This window comes from Microbacterium sp. (genome assembly GCF_003248605.1).
Taxonomy (GTDB): domain Bacteria; phylum Actinomycetota; class Actinomycetes; order Actinomycetales; family Microbacteriaceae; genus Microbacterium.
On sequence record NZ_QFPF01000018.1, the window covers coordinates 1 to 17,366 of the forward strand.

The 17,366-nt window shown below is 70.3% G+C and carries 20 protein-coding genes and 1 other RNA gene; 8 read left to right on the plus strand and 13 right to left on the minus strand.

The window, feature by feature from the left end:
- From DI573_RS04455 to DI573_RS04465, 3 genes are all read left to right on the plus strand, one after another.
- On the plus strand, nucleotides 1–403 hold a 403-nt coding region (locus DI573_RS04455), incomplete at its 5' end, for an HNH endonuclease signature motif containing protein (protein WP_292811080.1).
- A gap of 502 nt (nucleotides 404–905) precedes the next feature.
- On the plus strand, nucleotides 906–1,436 hold the full coding sequence (locus tag DI573_RS04460) for a hypothetical protein (RefSeq protein WP_292811082.1): 531 nt from the start codon (nucleotides 906–908) through the stop codon (nucleotides 1,434–1,436).
- 45 nt (nucleotides 1,437–1,481) lie between these two features.
- Nucleotides 1,482–2,351 carry a sulfurtransferase gene (locus DI573_RS04465; protein WP_292811085.1) on the plus strand — a complete coding sequence of 290 codons (870 nt, stop codon included), beginning with the start codon at nucleotides 1,482–1,484 and terminating at the stop codon, nucleotides 2,349–2,351.
- 7 nt (nucleotides 2,352–2,358) lie between these two features.
- Here the strand turns inward: DI573_RS04465 and ssrA are convergent.
- Nucleotides 2,359–2,728, minus strand: a transfer-messenger RNA (tmRNA) gene (gene ssrA, locus DI573_RS04470).
- Nucleotides 2,729–2,825: 97 nt separating this feature from the next.
- Here ssrA and DI573_RS04475 point away from each other — a divergent pair.
- Nucleotides 2,826–4,298 carry a CoA transferase gene (locus DI573_RS04475; protein ID WP_292811087.1) on the plus strand — a complete coding sequence of 491 codons (1,473 nt, stop codon included), beginning with the start codon at nucleotides 2,826–2,828 and terminating at the stop codon, nucleotides 4,296–4,298.
- Nucleotides 4,299–4,313: 15 nt separating this feature from the next.
- Here the strand turns inward: DI573_RS04475 and DI573_RS04480 are convergent, their stop codons facing one another.
- From DI573_RS04480 to DI573_RS04495, 4 genes are read right to left on the minus strand one after another with little or no spacing between them, the layout of a single operon-like run.
- Nucleotides 4,314–5,024: an anti-sigma factor gene (locus tag DI573_RS04480; protein WP_292811089.1), complete on the minus strand. Its 711-nt coding sequence runs from the start codon at nucleotides 5,022–5,024 to the stop codon at nucleotides 4,314–4,316.
- Nucleotides 5,011–5,631 (minus strand): sigma-70 family RNA polymerase sigma factor, encoded by a 621-nt coding sequence (locus tag DI573_RS04485; RefSeq protein WP_292811091.1) that lies wholly within the window; start codon nucleotides 5,629–5,631, stop codon nucleotides 5,011–5,013. Before DI573_RS04485 ends, DI573_RS04480 begins: the two co-directional genes overlap by 14 nt.
- A complete protein-coding gene (locus DI573_RS04490) occupies nucleotides 5,628–6,272 on the minus strand; it encodes a class F sortase (protein ID WP_292811093.1) in 645 nt (214 codons plus the stop codon). Before DI573_RS04490 ends, DI573_RS04485 begins: the two co-directional genes overlap by 4 nt.
- A 16-nt stretch (nucleotides 6,273–6,288) precedes the next feature.
- Entirely contained in the window at nucleotides 6,289–7,110 is an 822-nt protein-coding gene (locus DI573_RS04495) for a DUF4397 domain-containing protein (RefSeq protein WP_292811096.1), read from the minus strand.
- Between the two features lie 120 nt (nucleotides 7,111–7,230).
- Between DI573_RS04495 and DI573_RS04500 the strand changes: the two genes are divergently transcribed.
- From DI573_RS04500 to DI573_RS04510, 3 genes are read left to right on the plus strand one after another with little or no spacing between them, the layout of a single operon-like run.
- Nucleotides 7,231–7,902, plus strand: a complete 672-nt coding sequence (locus DI573_RS04500) for an SIMPL domain-containing protein (protein ID WP_292811098.1) — start codon at nucleotides 7,231–7,233, stop codon at nucleotides 7,900–7,902.
- Nucleotides 7,903–7,905: 3 nt separating this feature from the next.
- The gene (locus DI573_RS04505) at nucleotides 7,906–9,261 is read left to right on the plus strand and encodes a M20/M25/M40 family metallo-hydrolase (RefSeq protein ID WP_292811100.1); all 1,356 of its coding nucleotides are present in this window, start codon (nucleotides 7,906–7,908) and stop codon (nucleotides 9,259–9,261) included.
- Nucleotides 9,258–10,739 carry an MFS transporter gene (locus DI573_RS04510; RefSeq protein ID WP_292811102.1) on the plus strand — a complete coding sequence of 494 codons (1,482 nt, stop codon included), beginning with the start codon at nucleotides 9,258–9,260 and terminating at the stop codon, nucleotides 10,737–10,739. Before DI573_RS04505 ends, DI573_RS04510 begins: the two co-directional genes overlap by 4 nt.
- Here DI573_RS04510 and smpB read toward each other — a convergent pair.
- The 4 genes from smpB to prfB all read right to left on the minus strand — a co-directional run bounded on the left by smpB (nucleotide 10,736) and on the right by prfB (nucleotide 14,548).
- Nucleotides 10,736–11,212: an SsrA-binding protein SmpB gene (smpB, locus tag DI573_RS04515; RefSeq protein WP_292811104.1), complete on the minus strand. Its 477-nt coding sequence runs from the start codon at nucleotides 11,210–11,212 to the stop codon at nucleotides 10,736–10,738. The genes DI573_RS04510 and smpB overlap by 4 nt on opposite strands.
- Nucleotides 11,213–11,310: 98 nt before the next feature.
- Complete coding sequence (ftsX, locus tag DI573_RS04520; protein WP_292811107.1) at nucleotides 11,311–12,225, minus strand: permease-like cell division protein FtsX; 915 nt, start codon at nucleotides 12,223–12,225, stop codon at nucleotides 11,311–11,313.
- Entirely contained in the window at nucleotides 12,222–13,358 is a 1,137-nt protein-coding gene (gene ftsE / locus DI573_RS04525) for a cell division ATP-binding protein FtsE (protein WP_292811109.1), read from the minus strand. The genes ftsX and ftsE overlap by 4 nt, the downstream gene beginning before the upstream one ends.
- Nucleotides 13,359–13,438: 80 nt before the next feature.
- On the minus strand, nucleotides 13,439–14,548 hold the full coding sequence (gene prfB / locus DI573_RS04530) for a peptide chain release factor 2 (protein WP_292811110.1): 1,110 nt from the start codon (nucleotides 14,546–14,548) through the stop codon (nucleotides 13,439–13,441).
- Between the two features lie 95 nt (nucleotides 14,549–14,643).
- On the opposite strand from prfB, the gene DI573_RS04535 reads away from it, so the two are divergent.
- Entirely contained in the window at nucleotides 14,644–15,873 is a 1,230-nt protein-coding gene (locus DI573_RS04535; RefSeq protein ID WP_292811141.1) for an MFS transporter, read from the plus strand.
- 15 nt (nucleotides 15,874–15,888) lie between these two features.
- Here DI573_RS04535 and DI573_RS04540 read toward each other — a convergent pair whose 3' ends face one another.
- Genes DI573_RS04540 through DI573_RS04555 form a run of 4 tightly spaced genes read right to left on the minus strand, consistent with a single transcriptional unit; the run spans nucleotide 15,889 to nucleotide 17,330 of the window.
- Nucleotides 15,889–16,305: a pilus assembly protein TadG-related protein gene (locus DI573_RS04540; protein ID WP_292811112.1), complete on the minus strand. Its 417-nt coding sequence runs from the start codon at nucleotides 16,303–16,305 to the stop codon at nucleotides 15,889–15,891.
- A complete protein-coding gene (locus tag DI573_RS04545) occupies nucleotides 16,302–16,769 on the minus strand; it encodes a TadE family protein (protein WP_292811113.1) in 468 nt (155 codons plus the stop codon). The genes DI573_RS04540 and DI573_RS04545 overlap by 4 nt, the downstream gene beginning before the upstream one ends.
- On the minus strand, nucleotides 16,744–17,094 hold the full coding sequence (locus tag DI573_RS04550) for a TadE/TadG family type IV pilus assembly protein (protein ID WP_292811115.1): 351 nt from the start codon (nucleotides 17,092–17,094) through the stop codon (nucleotides 16,744–16,746). The genes DI573_RS04545 and DI573_RS04550 overlap by 26 nt, the downstream gene beginning before the upstream one ends.
- Nucleotides 17,095–17,132: 38 nt before the next feature.
- Nucleotides 17,133–17,330: a hypothetical protein gene (locus DI573_RS04555; RefSeq protein ID WP_292811117.1), complete on the minus strand. Its 198-nt coding sequence runs from the start codon at nucleotides 17,328–17,330 to the stop codon at nucleotides 17,133–17,135.
- Between the last annotated feature and the right edge of the window lie 36 nt (nucleotides 17,331–17,366).

A 17,366-nucleotide genomic window follows, 5' to 3' on the forward strand; every position in this document is an offset into this window, starting at 1 on the left:
CGCGAGGATCCTCGCGAAATCCGTTCCGGGATGGGAACGGGTGTTGGCCGATCCGATCACCGGCGGGGTCCTTGCCGTCGACAGGTACACACGATCCGCCGACCTCACCCGACATCTCAGGGTGAGAGACCCGCACTGCAGATTCCCCGGATGCCGCATGCCCACCCACCGCTGCGACATCGACCACGGCCAAGACTTCGCCCTCGGCGGAGCCACCGACCACAGAAACCTCTGCGCACTCTGTCGACGACATCACACTCTGAAGGGCGAAACACCCTGGCGGGTGAAACATCACCCCGGCGGAGTCATCGAATGGATATCCCCCGGCGGACTCCACTACACAGACACCCCACCACCCGTCACCATCGGATTCATCCCCGACCCCGACAACCCACCCTTCTGAAACGACGAACCCCGGTCGGGAGTGACCGGCGGTGGAGTTGCTGTGCACGAGTCGGGCAGTGTGGAGTGATGACCGATCCCGTCGACGCCCTCCTGAGCGGTACCCGCGGACGTCGGCTGTGCCTCGAATACGCGGCGCGCATGGACGCGACAGTGCAGGAAGCCGTGTTCTGGCTCGCCCGCGACCTCGATCCGACTCCAGGCACTCTGCTCCGATTCACCGACGGAGCGTCCGAGTGCGAGCCCGATCCGGAGTTCACCGGCGCCGACGTGGCTTCGCTCATCAACAAGGTCGTCCTGACGAATGTCCGCGACGGTAGCCTGCGCGAAGCACTGCAGGCATCCGTCGACCTTGCGCGCTACTGGCAGGAGCCTGACGGAACCGATGCCGTCGCCGCCCTCCCCGATGTGCACGACGCGCTCCGACGCGTCGCCCGCCACCTGAGTCCGGCTGTCGCACCCAACACGAGGACGAGTCGAGATCGGCGAAAAGGCCCGCTGATGTGCGTGCGAACTTCTCGGGAACATGGTGGTCGGTGCCGCAGAGCCTGCTCACCACTCGTGGAAGCATTCCGGATGCCCTCGAACTGGTCGAGGACTCCCTGGGATGGGAAATCGCGACGGTCATTCCCGTGCACGGCGCGGGTCGCATACTCGAGGTCCGATCGCCGGCTGACTGGGCAGATCTCTGTCGGGCCTATCCGATGGAAGTGACAGCATCCCGTCGGCACGACTGGTTCCGCGTCACCGGTCGCGAGGGCCCCTGGCTGATTCTCAACTGGGAGCGGCTCTCCGCGCAATGGGACGCGGTGCATCTCACCACGCTCGGATACCTCTCCGCAGCGAACCAGCTGATCGACGTGGACGCCGATCATGGCTCGGTGATCGGCGGGTGGGGCCCCGACGCCACCATCTGGCTCACCGACGTCGCACGCGAATCCGGGCAGCCGCGAGAACAGTGGTACCGGCTTCGGAACGACTGGCGCTGGACCCCCACCCCGCCCATGCACGGTACGGATGCGGCCGCGACATGAACGCGCTCTCCCCGCGCTCGGATTCGGGCGTGTGAAGATGGCGATGTGGCATCCACGCCGGTCTCTCCCCTGATCTCGACCGACGAACTTCACGCACGACTCGAGGCCGGTGAGCGGATTCGTCTGCTCGATGTGCGATACCGACTCGAGCAACCCGACGGTCGACCGGACCATCGGGCCGGCCATCTTCCCGGCGCGGTGTACGTCGACATGGACACGGAACTCGCCACACACGGCGATCCCTCACAAGGACGACACCCCCTCCCCTCGCGAGCAGCGCTCCAGGATGCTGCGCGGCGATGGGGGCTGCACACGGGCGACACCGTCGTCGTCTACGACGACTACCGATCGGTGTCGGCCGCGCGCGCGTGGTGGCTGCTCACCCATTCGGGAGTCGATGGCGTGCGCGTACTGGACGGCGGCCTGTCGGCATGGGCGGCGGCGGCATTTCCGCTCGAGACGGGAGATGTCGTCCCCGAGCCCGGTTCCATCGCACGCGACGAACTGAGCAGAGGAATCGTGACGATCGCCGAGGCCGAAGCCTGGCCTGCCCGAGGCATTCTGCTCGACGCGCGGGCGCCCGAACGCTACCGGGGCGACACCGAGCCCTACGACCCGGTCGCGGGACACATCCCGGGCGCGATCAACCTGCCCGCGAGCGCATATCTCGAGGGTGCGAGCTTCGCACAACCGGAGGAGATCAACCGCGCCCTGGCCGGCGCCGGTGTCACAGAGCGTTCTCCCGTCGCCGCCTACTGCGGGTCGGGCCTGACCGCGGCACACCTCGCCCTCGCGGGCGCGGTGGCGGGCATCGACGTCGCGGTGTTCCCCGGCTCGTGGAGCCAATGGTCGAACACACCGGGCCGTCCCATCGCCACGGGGCCCACGCCGACAGGTGAGCTCTCCAGCGTGTGAACCGCGGCCGTGGAGATGGGGGGAATCGAACCCCCGTCCATCGCTGTGTTTCTGCGCCTTCTACGGGCGTAGTCTGTGCAGACGTTCTGCTCGGCCCCGACCTTTGTCACAGACACCTAAGTCGACGGGCCCAGCCTGAAGAAAGTCCCGCACGACGCTCAGGCGACGTCGTGCAGCAAGTCCCCTAAATGACGCCAGGGTCCGTGGCGGGAACACCCACGGTCTGACGGACTATCGGGCTCGCTTAGGCAGCGAGGGCGAAGTCAGTGCGCTTGGATTCGGCACTTATGGTTTTGCAGAGATCGTTTACGAGATAACCCTGCATCCTCGGCCCGCTTCTCACAGATTCTCAGGCGATGTCGAAACCGATCATCCCCGTGAGCCTTCTTGTCGAAGGAGCCGCTGTTCACACACTGTGGAGTTGTCTCGCTCGGTTCGCACCGAGCCCTTCAGCATACACCGGATGGAGAGAGCATGCACGAAGAGCCACCCGGTGCCCCGCACTCGGAAAGCGCGCAGGATCGTGGCCTGCGGGGCGTCGGTTCCTCTGCGGCCGCCGCGATCGGCCTGACCGCGGAGCAGAGCGCCGCTATCCACGTCCCGCTCTCCATGCCCGCCTGGCGTTCACGACTGCGAGTCGGGGAACTGGCGATGAACAGCGTCGCCCTGGCCTCCCTCGCGATGAACGTCGTGCGCGCCGCGCGGTCGGGTGACCGGGCACCGGCACCCGTTCGGGTGTCGGCGGCCCGCGTGGCGGCGTCGTTCGGAAGCGAGAGGGTCTTCCGGATCGACGGGGCAACCCCCACCGTCTGGTCGCCGCTGTCGGGATTCTGGCGCACGGCCGACGGGTGGGTGCGGACACACGGCAACTATCCGCACCACGAATCCCGCCTCCGCCGCCTCCTGGGACTGTCTGACTCGATCGACTCGTCCCGCGTCACCGAGCGAGCCGCCGCGCGGATCGCGACGTGGCGCAACCTCGACCTCGAGCACGCCGCATATGAGAGCGGTGCCCTCGCGGTCGCGGTGCGCACCGCCGACGCCTGGCGACAGCATCCCGTCGCCCTGGAGCACGCCGCGCAACCGCTCCTCACGCAGTGGCTCGGCGATCCGCACACTCCACGACCGTGGCCGTCCATCGACGGCGCTCCCCTCGCGGGGATCCGGGTGCTCGATCTGACGCGGGTGATCGCGGGGCCCGTCGGAACGCGGGATCTGGCGCTCGCCGGCGCCGACGTGCTGCGCGTGGATTCGCCCCGCCTTCCCGAGATCCCGTGGCAGCATCTCGACACGGGGCAGGGCAAACGCTCGACCCTCTTGGATCTGGACGTGGCCCGCGACCGGCGGTGCTTCGATGACCTGCTCGAGCGCGCCGACGTCCTCGTGCTCGGCTACCGACCCGACGCCCTCGCACGGCTCGGGCTGGAGCCCGCAGCGCTCGCGTCGCGATATCCCGCCCTCATCACAGCCGAGCTCTCGGCGTGGGGAACCGCCGGCCCTTGGCAGGACCGCCGCGGGTTCGACAGCCTCGTGCAGGCGGCCAGCGGCATCGCGCTCGCCGAGAGCACGACGGGAGACGCCCCCGGCGCATTGCCCGTGCAGGCACTGGACCACTCCGCCGGCCACTTGCTCGCCGCGAGCGTCGCGACGGCGCTCGCACGGCAGCGCGCCACCGGACGCTCGACACACGTCCGCATCGCCCTCGCCCGCCTCGCGCAGGAACTCCTCGCCGGCGGTGAGCCGAGCGCGCACGACGGCGAATCGCCACGCGGCGCCGGCGACGGCGGGCCGGAGCCCGCCGAGACGACCGTGACTCAGACCGTACACGCGCCCGACGGCCCGCACCGCGTCACGACGGCGGCGCCGGTGCTCGCCTTCGACGCAGCGCCGACGCCCTACCTACGCCCGACGCACACGTGGGGTGCAGACCCACCTCGCTGGACCTGATCGACGGCACCAGCGTCAGTCGGCGCGCAGCTCCCCGCGCACGATCGAATCACCCGAGTGCGCCGGATCGCCGTCGAGAGGCTCGACGGAGACATCGACCAGCGCGTAGTTCGACGTGTCGATACCCCGCGGCACGACGAAGCTCTGCTCGTCGTCGCTCAGCACACCGAGGCTGATCAGGGACGACGCGTCCCGCGTGATGAGCCAGACCTCCCGGTACGAATCCGATTCGGTCGCCGCATCGAGTCGCACCCGCACCGTGCGCTCCCCGTCGGCGGCCTCCTCGAGCACGGCGGCGCCCCGGGCCTCGGGGTGATCGGGGAACGGTTCGAGCAGCGCCTCGGCGACCTGGACCGGAGCACCCACGCGCACCGCGGTCCACACGCCGGCCCCGATCGCCGCGATGAGCGCGACACCGGCGGCCAGCGCCCACAGCGTCCGTGCCCCGCGCCGCGCCGTCGGTTCACGTCGCGCACGCGCGCGCGCAGGAGCCGTGTCGGCGGACGCGAGCCCGAGCTCGTCGGAGATCGCCGTCCACACCCGCTCCGGCGGCGCGAGCAACGGACCGGCCGCGAGGGTCGAGCGACCCACGCGCGCCGCACGACGCAGATCCGTGAGCTCCTCGGCGCAGGCGGCGCAGGCGGCGATGTGCCGGTCGTCGTCCGGCGTGGCGACGTGCTCGCCGAGCGCCATCAGCGCCAGCAGCTCGGGGTCAACGTGCGACATGGCCTACCTCCAGACGGGTGCGCATCCGGGCCAGGCTCCGGCGAATATGACTCTTGACCGTGCCGAGCGGCATGTCGAGCCGGGTCGAGATCTCATGATGGGTCAGGTCGTCGAAGAAGGCCAGCCGTACGACAGCGCGGGCATCGGGCTCCAGCCTGTCGATCTCCTGAGCAACGAGCAGGGTCTCGCCGAGATCGATCGGCGGTGCCACGGTGAGTTCGTCGGGCGTCGTGACGCGCTGCAGCTGCTCCTGCAGACGACGCATCCGGGCGCGCGCCTCGTGCGTGTCGGCGATCCGCCGCTTCGCGATCGTCACGATCCAGGTGGCCAGCCCCGCCTTCGACGAGTCGTACGTCGCACGTCCCGTCCAGGCCGCCACGAATGTCTTCTGCGTGGCATCCTCCGCATCCGCAGGATCGGCGAGCGAACGCATCGCCAGTGTGTAGACGACCGGCGCCCAGCGCCGGTACACCTCTTCGAGCGCGCGTTCATCGCCCGCTCGAAAACGATCGATGAGGCTCGCATCCGCGCGCGCATCGTCGTCGACATCCACGGTGTGCCCCTGGTCTCGGGTGGTGCGCCTTCGTCGGCGCGGCGGGCTCGTCATGACACCCTCGTCGCCACGGCGACCACGTTATCGCTGTACGACCTGTTCACGGGGTCGAAACTGCCCCCGCACGTGATGAGCACGAGCGCCGCTTCGCCCGTCCTGGCGAACAGGATGTCGGTGGGCAGTGCGCTGCGGGGGTAGTAGGTGATGCTCTGCACGGCATACCGGACGGGCTCGCCGCCGGAGACGTCGACGACGATCTCGGTGCCCGGCGCCACATCGCGCAGCCTGGCGAGCGGACCGAGACCGTAGACGCGGGAATCGACGTGCGCGGCCATCACAACCCGGCCCGCGGTGCTCCCCGGGTCGGGACCGAAGCGGTACCACCCCGCGACGCTCGGCTCGACGGGAAGCTCCATCTGCCCATCGGACTGCACCCCCACCGGCACGACGGGCATGTCGATGGCCGCAGCATCCACCCGCACCCGTGTCGGCACCTGGGCGGCGGGCGCGGTCGTCGGTGCGCTGGAGACGATCGGGACGTCCACGGCCGCGGTGGGGGCGGGATCCGGCGTCGGTGACATCGGCGTCAGCGACGGTGCGGGCTGCCCGCTCCCCCCGGACGGGGCGGGGAGCGAGCAGCCCGTGAGCACGAGCATCAGCAGCGCCGCAGCAGCGGCACGCGTGATCCTCGTCATCCGTCTGCCCCGCGTCTCAGACGCTCGGACGCGACCGGGCGACGAACAGCGCGGCACCTGCGGCGACAAGGAGCCCGGCGAAGCCGAGTCCCCAGAACAGCGCCGTGGGCGCGCCGTTCTCGGCGGCAAGACCCGCGGACCCGGAGTTGACGCCGTCCGGGCTCGAGTGCAGCCCGGAGACGGTCTGCACCGCGAGCTCGAGGTTGCCCTCCTCAGCGCTGCCCCACGCGTAGACGATCGTGAGGGTGCCATCCGAGACCGTGACATCCGCCGGTCCGATCACCGGGTCGGTCGTTCCGGCGAGAGCGACGGCGGCCGAGACGGTTCCCGCGGCCAGGTCGAGAGACGCCTCGTCCGGGTTCTCGAGTCCGCTGACGACGGCCGTGCCGCCCGCGAGGATGTCCACGGCGGGAGCTGCGGCGACGTGGCGCACCGTGAGACGTCCCTCGCCCGCCGCGGTCTGGGCGATGTCGTTCGTGAACAGCGTCGCCGTGGGCTCACCCGCCGCGTCGAGGTGGGCGACGGCGGTGTAGCTGCTGTTCGCCGCGAGGCTCAGGGTGACGGGGCCCAGGATGGGCGCACTGGCATCGGCGGCATCCGGCGCTGTGATCGCGACCTCGTAGTCGCCCGCGGGCAGGTCGAGCGGCCCCGCGAGGTCACCCGGCTCGAAATCGTCGAGCGTCAGCTCGCCGTTGACGTAGACATCGACCGGGGTGTCGGGGATGCCGTGCAGCACCGACAGGTCGGCGCTGGTGGCAGAGATCGCCTGAGCGGGAGCGGCAAAGCCTACGGCCGCGACGAGGCCGGCGACCATGCCGGCCACAAGTGTCTTACGCACGATTCCTCCTTGACGGCGCGAACCGTTCGCGCCTGCTGAAGAGTTGTTCCGTGTCAGCCCCACCCGTGGATGCACCGCGTTGAGAATTTCTGCGCTCCGCACGGGCGTAGGCTCTCGGCCATGAGCGAGGTCATCATCACCGTCCGCGGCGAGCACGAGACCCGGGTGGCTCCCGAACTCGGCATCGCCGACATCTCCGTGCGCTGCGAGGGCCCCTCGCGGGGTCCCGTCGTCGAGCGCATCGCCGCTCTGGCCGCGCCGGTACGGGACGAGCTCTCCCGACGCCAGGCCGACGGCGATGTCGCCGAATGGTCGAGCGAGCGCGCGGCGGTCTGGTCGGAGCGACCGTGGAACAACGAGGGCAAGCAGCTCGCTCCGGTCCACCACGCCTCCGTCTCCTTCTCCGCCTCCTTCTCCGACTTCGCGGCGCTCTCGTGGTGGCTCACCGCCGTCTCCGAGCGCGAGGGTGTGCAGGTGCACACCGTGGTGTGGCAGCTCACGCCCGCCACGCGCCGCGCGGTCGAGGCCGAGGTCGCCGCCGAGGCCGTGCGAATCGCCGTGTCTCGGGCGACCGCGTACGCCACGGCGATCGACCGCGGGGGTGTGACGCCCCTCGAGATCGCCGACACCGGCCTGCTCACCCGCGCCGAGACTCCTCCGCAGGCGGCACCGCGCATGATGCGAGCCGCGATGATGAGTTCGGATGCCGCGGGCACAGGTCCCGGCATCGACCTGCAACCGCAGCCCATCATCGTCACCGCGGGCGTCGAGGGCCGCTTCGCGGCGCGCTGAGACGTGTCAGACGCTCCTCGCGCCGCCCCGCCCGCCCTGGCGCAGCGGCTCTCCCGCATGATCCGGCTGCCCACCGTCAGCGCCGAGATCGATCTGCGGGGTCTGCAGCCGTTCCGAGAGTTCGAGGCACTTGTGGCCGAGCTGTACCCGCTCGTGCACGAGCGGTGCGAACGCGAGCGCATCACCGATCTCGGTCTGCTCTACCGTCTGCCCGGCACCGGGCCGGACACGGATCCCGCGGTGCTGATGGCCCACTACGACGTCGTGCCGGTGGGCGATGACCCCCACGCCGAGGGCTGGACTCATGCCCCGTTCGATGGCGTGATCGAGGACGGCTGGGTGTTCGGACGGGGCGCGCTCGATGACAAGGGGCCGATGGTGGTCCTTCTCGACGCCGTCGAGACCCTCCTGGCCGAGGGTTTTGTCCCCGCCCGCGACGTCTACCTCTGCTTCGGCGGCAACGAAGAGAGCCACGGCGCCGCCGCACGCGCCATCGCCGATACGTTCCGGCAGCGGGGGATCACGCCGTGGATCGTGCTCGACGAGGGCGGCGCGGTGGTCGACGCCCCCCTGCCCTTCGTCGGAGGCCGAGCGGCGATGGTCGGTGTCGGCGAGAAGGGCGTCGCCACGATCCGGCTCTCCGCGCGCGGCGACGGCGGCCATGCCTCCGCGCCTCCGCGCCGCACCGCGATCGGCCGCATCGCCCGCGCCGTCGACCGCCTGGCACCGAGCACCTTTCCCGCGCGCACGCCGCACGCCATCACACGGATGCTGTCGCTCTTCGCCGAACAGAGCACCGGAATCGCGCGCCACATTCTGCGCGCACTCGCCCGGATGCCCCGCCTCACGGCGCACGTATTCGCCGCGGTGGGCGGCGAACCGGCCGCGCTCGTCCGCACGACGGTCGCGGCCACTCTGCAGGCCGGCGGCACCGCCGACAACGTGCTGCCCGCGTCCGCGACAGCGACCCTCAACCTGCGGATCGCCCTCGGCGAGACCGTCGCCGGAACCGTCCGCCGCCTCCGGCGACGCATCGCGGATCGAGCGGTCACGGTCGAGGTGGTCGAAGCGAGCGAGCCCTCGCCGGAGTCGCCGACCGACGGTGCCCCCTTCGCCCTCGTCGCCGCCGCGGTGGCGGCCTCCTATCCCGAAGCCCGCACGGTGCCGTACGTCATGATGGCCGCGACCGACTCCCGGTACTTCCACCGCTTCAGCCCCGCCGTGTACCGTTTCGCGCCACTGCGCATGTCCAAGGCACAGCGCGCGGCGATCCACGGCGTCGACGAGCGCGTCGAGATCTCCTCACTCGAGCGCGGCGTGCTCTTCCACCGCGCCCTGCTGAAAGGACTGCCCGCGTGAGCGACTCGATCCGCACCCGCGTCACCCTCGGCACCCTCGCCGGCGTCGTCGGGTTCCTCGCCTTCGTGGAGTTCACCAGCGGCATCCTGCAGGGCTACTACACGCCGATGCTCACCGACATCGCGCGGCACCTCGGCATCCACGACGCGGACGTCAACTGGCTCGAGGGCTCCCAGCTGATGCTCTCGGCGCTCGTCGTGCCCGCTTTCGCGAAACTCGGCGACATGGTCGGGCACAAGCGGATGCTGCTGGTGTCGACGGCGCTGACCGCGGCAGCATCCCTCGTCCTGCCCTTCACCGACTCCTTCGCCGTCTTCCTCATCGCGTGGGCCCTGCAGGGGTTCTATGTCGTGTGGCTGCCGCTGGAGATCGCGCTGATCTGGTCGCGTTCGCGAGGCATGCCGGGACGTTCGGTCATCACCGCCAGGGCGGCGGGCCTGCTCGTGGCCGCCCTCGAGGCCGGGGCGATCACGGGTGCGCTGGCGGGCGGCGCGCTCATCGACGCCCTGCCCTTGCAGGTCGTGCTGCTCATTCCCGCCCTCGCGGTCGTCGCGTGCTTCTTCGTGATCTGGCTCGGCGTCGACGAGTCGCCGGATCCGGTGGGCGGACACTTCGACACCGTCGGCCTCGTGCTGATCTCCCTCGCCCTGATCGCATTCACCGGTGGCCTCAGTTTTCTGCGCCTGAACGGCGTCGCCGACCCGCTGTCGTGGGGTCTGGTGGCGCTGGGGCTGGTGCTTGTCGTGCCGTTCGCCCGGTGGGAGCTGCGGCAGAGCGATCCGCTGATCGATGTGCGCATGTTCCGCTCCCCCGCCCTCGGCCCCGTGTTCCTCACCGCCGGTCTGTTCGGTGTGAGCGTGCTGGGCGCCCAGGCGCCCCTGTCGACGTTCGCCCGCACCGACCCGGCCGTCTACGGGTACGGGCTCGGCACGGCCGGCTTCGCGACATCCCTCATCATCGGGGTGTACCTGGTTGCGATGATCGCCGGCGCCCTGCTCTTTCCCCTCGTCGCGCGCCTCGCCACGCCGCGCCGGACGCTGATGGGCGCATCGACGCTCGTCGGGATCGGCTTTCTGCTGTTCCTGCCCTTCCACGACACCTATGCTCAGGTGATCACCAACATGGTCGTCGTGGGACTCGGCTCAGGAGCACTCGTGGCGGCGCTGCCCGCGGCGGCGGCCTCCGCCGCACCCGCGACCCAGACCGGCGTCGCGACGGGGCTGACGAATTCCGTCAAGACGGTCGGAGGCGCGATCGCCTCGTGCGTGTTCGGCATCGCGCTACTGCAGGGAGCGACCGGCGCGGCAGCAGAGGGCACGGCGGGTTCGTTCGCCGGATACGTGACCGTGTGGGTGGTGTGCGGGGCGACGGCGCTCGTGGCAGCGGTGGCGCTCGCGTTCGTTCCCCGGCAGGCCTTCACCGACCGCGCCATGGCCGTCACCGCTCCGGCGACCGAGAGCATGCCCGCGTCGGACTAGTCGCCCAGACGGTTGCGGCTGCGCATGGCGCGCTCGGCCTCGCGCTTGTCCTGACGCTCGCGCAGGGTCTGTCGCTTGTCCCACTCGTGCTTGCCCTTGGCGACGGCGATCTCGACCTTGGCGCGACCGTCCGAGAAGTACAGCTTGAGAGGGATCAGGGTGTACCCGCCCGCCGAGACGGCGTGCGAGATCTTGACGATCTCGTCTTTGTGCAGCAGAAGCTTGCGTACGCGCTTGGTGGCGTGATTGGTCCAGTGGCCCTGCGAGTACTCGGGGATGTGCACCGAGTCGAGGAAGATCTCGCCGCCGTCGACGTACGCGTACCCGTCGGAGAGGTTGGCGCGCCCCTGACGCAGCGACTTGACCTCGGTGCCGGTCAGCACCATGCCCGCTTCGTAGGTCTTGTCGATCGTGTACTCATGGCGCGCGCGACGGTTGGTCGCGATGACCTTCTCCCCGCGTTCCTTGACCACGATGACCTCCCGATCTCTCGCCGCGCGGGCGCGCGACAGCCGCTCAGCCTATCAGCACAGGCACTCCCAGGCGGTCGACGGGCAGGGGCCGCGCCGGGTCAGGCGCGCAGCCAGCGCCGGATCGCGAAGCCCGCCGAGAGCGCCGCGAGCACTACCCCGACCACGATCATGACCGGGATGACGATCGCGAGCTCGCCCGCTCCGACCCACGTCGTGATGAATGCGACGCGATCGCGCAGGTAGCCGTCGACGCCGAACTCGAGTCCCGCCCACACGGCGACGCTCGCAAGACCTGAGCCGAGCAGCGCAGCCAGCACACCCTCGAGGATGAACGGGGTCTGGATGAAGCGGTTGGATGCTCCCACGAGGCGCATGATGCCGAGCTCACGCCTGCGCGCGTAGGCCGAGAGCCGGATCGTCGTCGCGATCAGCAGCACCGCCGCGATCAGCATGAGCGCCGCGATCCCGACCGCGATGTACGTCGCGACGGTGAGCGCCTGGAACAGCGGATCGAGGTATTGCAGCTGGTCTGCCACCTCTTCGACGCCGTTCATGCCGCTGAAGGCCTCGATCAGCACGTCGGACTGGGACTGGTCGACCAGGTTGATCCAGAAGGTCTCGTTCATCTGCTCGGGGGCGATGACGCTCGCGTAGTCCTCACCCATCTGCGTGATGAGGTTGGCGTAGGCCTCGTCGCGGGTCTCGAAACGCGTCTGCTGCACGAGCGGGGCCAGCGCATCGGACTCGAGGGCGGCCCGCACCTGGTCGATCTGCTCGGGTGTGGCGACGCCGTCCACACACGTCGGCGTCGTCGAGATCGAGGTGCACATGTACACGGCCACCTGGGCGCGATCGACCCAGAAGTCCTGCATCTTGCCGATCTGCATCTGCATGAGCATCGCAGCGCCGACGAAGGTGAGCGAGACGAACGTCACGAGCACCACCGAGATCACCATCGACGCGTTGCGCCGCAGTCCCGTGAGGGCCTCGGCCAGGATCAGCTGCGCCCTCACGAGGTCGGCCCCACGGTGTCGTCCTCGTCCTTCTCGCCCAACCCCAGACGGTCGGCGACGCCGACCTCGGGCAACTCGGGCAGTTCGATCTCGATCGGCCCGGTCAGCGACACGCGCGGTGCATCGTCACCCTCGCCCTCGCCCTCGACCTCGACGGGCGGCGGGCTGACGGCGGCGGCGGCCTGCCCCGCGACGGCCGACACGGCGGCGTTCGCGACGGCGAGAGCGTCGGCGTCCGGGATGACCGAGGAGGCAATGATCCGCTCCTCCGCGGCGGCGGCCGGAGCGAGGGGCTCGGGCTCGACATCCGGGGTGAACAGCGGCACCTCGCCGGTCGCCGGCGGCGCATCGCCCGCGGCGACGCGCTGCTGCAGCTCGAGCACGGCTGTGAGAGCCGCGATCGCCTCGGCGCCGCGCGGTTTCTCGGGGGCGAGGCTCGGCAGACCCGACGTGTCGCCGTACCCACCGTGCACTTCGTCGCGCACGATCTCGCCGTGCGCGAGTTCGATCACACGACGCTGCATCTGATCGACGAATCCCGCCTCGTGTGTGGCCATCAACACCGTCGTACCGCCCGCGTTGATGCGCGCGAGCAGCTGCATGATGCCGATCGAGGTGGCGGGGTCGAGGTTTCCGGTGGGCTCGTCGGCGAGCAGGACCTGGGGCCGGTTGACGATCGCGCGGGCGATCGCGACACGCTGCTGCTCACCGCCCGACAGCTCGTGCGGCAGGCGCTTCTCCTTGCCGGCGAGCCCGACGAGCTCGAGAGCCTCGGGGACGGCCTGGTGGATGAAGCCGCGCGAGGCCCCCGTGACCTGCAGCGTGAACGCGACGTTCTGGAACACGGTCTTGGAGGGCAGCAGCCGAAAATCCTGGAACACCGCCCCCACGTGGCGCCGGAAGTACGGCACCTTGCGGTTGGACAGGGTCGTGAGGTCGCGACCCAGCACGACGACACGACCCGTGGTCGGGCCGTCCTCGCGCAGGATCAGGCGCAGGCACGTCGATTTTCCCGAACCCGAGGGTCCGACGAGGAAGACGAACTCGCCGCGCTTGACCTCGAAGTCGACCCCGCTGAGCCCGGGCTTCGAGGAGCCCCGGTAGGTTTTCGTGACGCTGTCGAACCGGATCATGGCTTCTGAAGCCTAAGCGCGCGGGCGCCGACTCCCCCGAGCGACACCCGGCAGGGAGCATCCCGGGCGGATGCTGCGCGTCAGTCCTCGTCGGGACGCTTGCGCCAGCGGATCCCCGCGGCGATGAACCCGTCGAGGTCGCCGTCGAAGACGACCGCGGGGTTGCCGACCTCGTAGCCCGTGCGCAGGTCCTTCACCAGCTGCTGCCCATAGAGGAAGTAGGACCGCATCTGGTCGCCCCAGCTCGCGGTGATCACACCGGCGAGCTCCTTCTTCTTCGCCGCCTCCTCTTCGCGCTGCAGCAGCATGAGGCGGGTCTGCAGCACGCGCATTGCCGCCGCGCGGTTCTGAATCTGCGACTTCTCGTTCTGCATCGACACGACGATGCCTGTCGGGATGTGCGTGATGCGCACGGCGGAGTCGGTCGTGTTGACCGACTGACCGCCCGGGCCCGACGAGCGGAAGACGTCGACGCGGATGTCGCCCTCGGGCACCTCGACCTCGACGGCCTCCTCCATGACGGGGATCACCTCGACCGCGGCGAACGACGTCTGCCGCTTGTCGGCCGAGCCGAAGGGGCTGATGCGCGCGAGGCGATGGGTGCCGGCTTCGACCGAGAGCGTGCCGTACGCGTAGGGGGCGTCCACCTCGAAGGTCGCCGATTTGATGCCCGCACCTTCGGCGAAAGAGGTGTCCATGACCTTGACGGGGTACTTGTGTCGCTCGGCCCACCGCAGATACATGCGCATGAGCATCTCGGCGAAGTCGGTGGCGTCGTCGCCGCCGGCGCCGGAGCGGATCGTCACGACCGCCGACCTGGCGTCGTACTCCCCGTCCAGCAGCGTCTGGACCTCGAGATCGCCGACCGTCTTCTCGAGCGTCGCAAGCTCGCGGCGGGCTTCCTCGGCGGATTCCTCGTCGTCCATCTCGATCGCGAGCTCGACGAGCACTTCGAGGTCGTCCAGGCGACGCTCGACGGCTTCGACACGCGCAAGCTCGGACTGACGGTGGCTCAGCGCGCTCGTCACCTTCTGCGCGGCCTCGGGGTCGTCCCACAGGTCGGGGGCGCCGGCGGCCTCACTCAGGCGGGCGATCTCCGCGCGCAGCGCGTCGACGTCGACCACCGCCTTGATGTCGGCGAAGGTGGCGCGCAGCGCCTGGATCTCGGCGGAAGGATCGAAGTCGAGCATGACAGTCCAGACTAACGTGGATACTCGTGTCCCATTCCTCCCCCGCCCCCGACTCCGGGCCGGGGGTGGGCACGATCATCGGCCGGCTCGCGCCGATGATCTATGGGCCGACCGTGCTGTTCGCCCTCGGCGAGGGCGCGATGCTGCCGCTGCTGCCGTTGCTGGCCGCCGAGCTCGGTGCCAGCCTGGCCGTCGCCGGGCTCGTCGCGTCCGCCCTCGTCGTCGGCCAGTTGATGGGAAACATCCCCGCCGGCTGGGCCGTCTCCCGCATCGGCGAGCGGCTCACGATGGGCATCGCGGGAATGATCGCGCTTGTCGGGGTCGCCGGGATGCTGTGGGCTCCGCACATCGGCGTGCTGGCAGCATCCGTCCTGCTCATCGGGGTCTGCGCCGCGGCGTTCGGCCTGGCGCGTCACTCGTTCATGGCGACCCGTGTCCCGCTCGCGTACCGCGCACGGGCACTGTCGCTGTTGGGCGGGACGTTCCGGCTCGGCATGTTCATCGGCCCGTTCGCGGCGGCTCTGCTGCTCTGGCTGTTCGGCGACGAGCACAGCGCTCTGTGGTTCTTCGGGGCGTGCCTGATCGCCTGCATCCTGCTCGTGATGCTCGGCCCCGATCCCGAGACGGCGGTCGCGCCGCGTGAACACACCGTCTCGGCCGATCCGGCCGAGATCGCCGAAGACACCGGCGAGCCCGTCACGGGGGGCATCCCCACGGCGGCCCCCGTCGGGGTGTTCCGCACGATGTGGCTCTTCCGCGGCGTGCTGGCGCGCGTGGGCCTGGCGGCGGCGTCACTGTCGGCGGTGCGGTCCGCCCGGCAGCTCGTGCTGCCGCTCTGGGGACTCTCCATCGGAGTCGACGCGCAGACGCTCGCCCTCATCATCGGCATCTCGGGCGCGATCGATTTTGCCCTCTTCTACGCGAGCGGGCAGGTCATGGACCGCTTCGGCCGGCTCTGGGCAGCGCTCCCGGCCATGGTGCTGATGGGCTCGGGGTTCCTCGCGCTCGCATTCACCCATGACGGCGAGAGCGCCGCGGTGTGGTTCGCCGCGTTCGCGATGGTGCTGGCCGTCGGCAACGGGCTCTCCAGCGGCATCCTGCTCACTCTCGGCGCAGACCTCGCACCTCGCGCCGATCCGGCGCCGTTCCTGGGCTCGTGGCGCACGCTCACCGATGCCGGCGGCGCGACCACCCCCTTGCTCGTCTCCGCGGTGACGGCTGCCTGGTCGCTGCCGGGCGCCGTGGGCATCGTCGGGGCGATCGGCCTGCTCGGCGCGGCGGGCTTCGTGCGCTGGGTGCCGCGGTTCGTGCCCCGCGCGCGCTGAGGTCCGCCCGCGGGGTCAGCGCAGCGCCGTGCGGCTCGTCGCGGTCGCCGACAGCGCGACGCCGTCGGGAACGAAGGCCGAGACCAGGATGGGCTTCCACCGCGTCGCCACCGTGGCTCGCGCGGAGAGGCCATCCGGAGTGACGGCGGAGACCAGGGTCGCACCCTCTCCCGCGACGCGGACGATCTCCTGCGCCTGAACGCGTACGCCTTCGTCGGTCAGCCGGGCACGAGGATCCTCTCCCTCCAGGGTGAGCGTGAATCCGTTCGCGCCCGCGAGGGCAGCGGCATCCGCCAGCGCATCCAGCCGCTTCTGCGCGAGATGCAGACTCGTCGCGTTGGCGCAGACGACGATGAGGGCCAGGGTGAGCAGCGCGTACCCCAGGGTGAGGATGAGGATGCTGCCGCTGTCATCGTGCCTGTTCCGCATCATCCCGCACCCCAGAATCGTGAGACCCGCTGCGCGGCGCTCGCCTCCACGGGAACGCTGGCGACGCGGTCGAGCCCCAGCACACCGGGGACGAGCGGCAGTCGCGCGCGGGCGCTGACGGTCACGACGACTGTGCCGCCGGCTTCCGGGCAGGTCGCGGTCGCGGGCACGCAGGAGAGCGTCACGCGCACGCTGTCCGGCGCCAGGTCGTACTCGGCGATGGTCGTGGCCAGAACCGCCTGCGCGCGTGCGTCGGCCGCGGCCGGGCCGCTCGCCGACGCGATGGCGCGGGCGATATGACGAGCACCGGATTCGGCGCCGAGCGCATGGGCCTGGATCTGACCGAGCGCGAGCACGAGATATACCAGCGGCACGAGCAGCAGCACCCCCGCGAGCACGAACTCGAGGGCGGCGGAGCCCGTGTCCGTGGCCGATCCGGCGTCAGCCGAGCGATTCGCGCGGGGCATGCGCCACCACCTCCAGGGCGCCGGAGACCCCCAGCATCCCGAGCACCGGCAGCGCCCCCACGACCCTCACCTCGACCGTCGGGTGGCCGAGTGCGGAGCTCTCGACGACCGAGACGTGCTCCGCGAACGCCTCGCCGACCGAGCGCTCGATGATCTGGCGCGTGCGTGCGATCCCCTCGGAGGGTGCCGCATCGGCGAGGGCTGCCACGTAGGCCCCCTCGACTGCGGCGTCGTGGACGACGTTGCGCACGTAGACGGCGACGCCGAGCTGAAGCACCCCGAGGGTGAGCGCCGTGAGCACAAGCGCGACGAAGAGGAACTCCACGGTGCCCGACCCCCGGTCGCGGGCCGGATCGGTCGCGGTCAGATCGCGCCGACGCTCGAGATCGCCTGCTCGAACAGCTGCGCGAGCGCCGGACCCGCCAGGGCCCAGATGACGACGACGAGACCGGCGGTCATGAGCGTGATCAACACCCACCCCGGCACATCCCCCCGATCGTCGGCCGACAGCTCGGCGAATCGGGTGCGCAGTCGCGCGGACCTCGTCAGCAGAAGGGTCATAGGGTGTCCTTTCGATCTGGTGTGGTTGCGAAGGCG